This is a genomic window from Planctomycetota bacterium (assembly GCA_038746835.1).
Taxonomy (GTDB): domain Bacteria; phylum Planctomycetota; class Phycisphaerae; order Tepidisphaerales; family Tepidisphaeraceae; genus JBCDKH01.
Map to the genome: position 1 here is coordinate 1 of JBCDKH010000285.1, position 3,046 is coordinate 3,046.

Annotated in this window: 1 protein-coding gene; it reads left to right on the plus strand. The window is 63.0% G+C overall.

The genetic code is table 11. The features are described 5' to 3' along the window. Positions 1-189 precede the first annotated feature (189 nt). A partial coding sequence (locus AAGI46_16650) for an RNase H-like domain-containing protein (GenBank protein ID MEM1013837.1) occupies positions 190-3,046 on the plus strand: 2,857 nt, incomplete at its 3' end.

Genomic DNA, 3,046 nt, shown 5'->3' on the forward strand with positions numbered 1-3,046 from the left:
CATGCGACTGCCGGTCGCCGCCGTGCGACTGCCTGTCGCCGCCGTGCGAATGCCCAGCAGCACCGGCGGACTTTCCAAGTACGCCACAAGGACCGCGCGCGCTCGACGACGACGCGGCGCCAATGTGCTTTCTGGCGGAGTTCGAGATTATTACCCGAGCTCGTCAACGACGACGAACCCAACGATACGGTGTCCAGTGACGAAGACGACGACGACGACGAGGACGACAACGACGACGAGGAAGGGCCCGGCGATGACGACTCCGACAGCGACAATGATGATGACCAAGACGACGGCGATGCGCCGCCTCTCGCCGATCACTACGAGGACGAGGATGATGGACCACACATCGTCACCGACGACGACGGCTCCAACGAAGGCTCCAACGGCGGCGGTGGCTCGACGACCGACGGCGACAGCTCGAATGGCCACGGCAGCGGCACGACGGAGACGGCGACTCCGCAGACGGCCATGAACGCCGAGCAGCGCCGGGGTCCTGGAGACGACGTCGAGAAGATTCCAGGCCCGTGGCAGCGTCGCAAGTACGAAGACAAATACCAAGTTCCCTGGGCTAGCGGAAAACAAGACGACCGCGGCGACCCACTGCCACAACAGCCCTCGCATCTAAAGGACATCCCCTCGTACCACGTCGAAAAGCCGACGGAAGAGCAGATCGCCACGCTGCTTACGACGATCGGTCTTCACGAAGCGAGCAGCCTCGGGGACGGGGAGCGCGAGCTCTTCCGCCACTTCGTCGTCTTCAACTACTCGCTCTTCGACCACATCCTACGACCAGTGGACAGCGAGCCCGTGGAGCTGCAGTTCAAGGACAAGGAACAGCAGCCCATCAAGCTCCAACCCATTCGATTGTCGTCCGACAAGTTGGACTGCCTGCGAGAACAACTGAAGATCTGGGTCCGCGACGGCATTGTTCGGCCAGCGACCTCGGCATGGGGCTTTCCCATCCTCATGCTCAAGAAGAAGGGCGGGAAGGGAGCCAACGCCTTTCGAGCGGTGATCGACTTCCGAAAGTTGAACGAGGTGGTGCACGACAATAGTTTTCCGAACGTGCCGATCGAGGACGCGCTGGCCTTCCTGCACCAAAAGAGATGGAGGACCGCCGCCGATATGTGGTGGGGGTATCACGGCCTTCTGCTGAGCAAGCGGTCGCAGGACGCGTGCACGTTCGTGTCGGCGCTCGGGGCGTGGTCGTGGAACCGCTTGCCGCTCGGCGTCAAGCCAGCGACGGGGCTGTTCTGTGCCAAGCTCCACACGGACCTCACTAAGTGGTTGTATCAAAGCATCATCGCGTACGTGGACGACGTCTTGATTGCGCATCCGGCGGGCCAGCTCAAGGAGCACATCCAGGTGGTGGTGGACGCGTTCTCCGAGTTGGCGATGAAGGGCTGGAGCGTCAAGCCGAACAAGTTCAAGTTACTGCCAGAAACGTTCGTGTACCTGGGACACTTGAGCACGCCGACGGGCATCCAACCCACCGACGCCGCCATCCGAGCCATCTCGGAAATGCCCGTGCCGGGCACGATCCCGGGCCGCGGCAACCCCAAACGCGCGATCCGGTCATTCCTCGGCCTCGGCTCATACAACCGGCGATACATCAAGGATTTCGCGAAGATCACCCGTCCGCTTCGGACGCTGACGGAAGAAAAGACGCCGTTCAAATGGACGCCGGAGTGCCAAAAGGCATGGGACGCCGTGGTCGCGGGGATTGCGACGTCAAAAGGCCTCAAGCACCCGCGCTACGAGCTTCCGTTCTACATCCGGTCGGACGCCTCCTCCGAGGGCATCGGCGGCTACCTCTTCCAGATCGACCCTGACCAGCCCAAGGACGAGCGAGTCATCGAGTACTTCTCCAGAACGGTCCCAGCGGCGATGCGGAAGTACGAGCCACGTCGACTCGAACTGCTCGCCGTACTGGAATGCCTCGAGCACTTCCGCCCAATCATCTCCGGTCGGGAAACGCGGCTGGAGACGGATCACAAAAACCTCACGTTCCTCCGCCGTCAGACGCATTCGTCCGGCCAGCTGGCGCGCTGGGCCTACCGTCTCGGCGAATTCGACAACGAGCTGCTCTCGTATCGCGCCGGCAAGGACATGCCCGTCGCCGATGAGCTCAGTCGGAACCCGTTGCCAGAAGAGATCGAGCTCGATGAACACGGCGATCCGTTGAGCGAGGCTTACGCCTTCGTGACGCGCCTCGGTCGCGCGGACGATGAGGCGCCTTCCGGGCAGGCCCTCTACAAAGTCTCCGTCGAGCACGTCCACGAGCCCGTCGCCAGCGACGACAAGGCACCGACGGCCGTGGCGCTGGCCACGACGCTCACGGATGCCGTCTTTTCCCCGACTACGGAACCGCCAGGACCTGCGTCGGCCCCGGAGCCGACCCCTTCGGTCACGATGAACGTGGACAGGACGATCGCGGGATTCAACTTCATCGACCAAGCCGCCGACGTCATCACCGACGACGACGTGCGGGCGGCGCAGAAGGACGACGTGTGGTGTCTCGAGCTCCAGCGCAAGAAGAAACCCAAGAATGATCCACGGCGCAAGAAGCCGGCGTGGTTCGTGATTCAGGACGGACTGCTCTGGCGCGTCGACCAAGACAACCAGCGGCGGATGGTGGTGCCGGAGGCACTTCGCCCTCGACTGATCGCCGACGCGCACGTACAGCCCCTGCGCGGGCACCGCGGCCGCGACGCGACGGCGCGGCACCTCGGGGATCGGTTTTGGTGGCCGCGGATGGCGGAGTCCGTCGGCGAATGGATCAACAACAACTGCATCATCTGCGCAATGGCAAAGAGTGGAAAGCCGCTGCGGCAAGGCTTGCTGCAGCAGCCGACATACACCGGTGATGGTTCGGCGTTGTCGATCGACTTGGTCGGGCCGCTGCCGGAGTCCGACGGACACGTCTACCTGCTGACGATGCTCGATCCGTTCTCGCACTTCCTGGTCATCGAAGCCGTCAATACCAAGCAAGACGCCGCCATCGTGGACGCTTTCATCAAGGGCATCGTGCTTCGCGGCTACC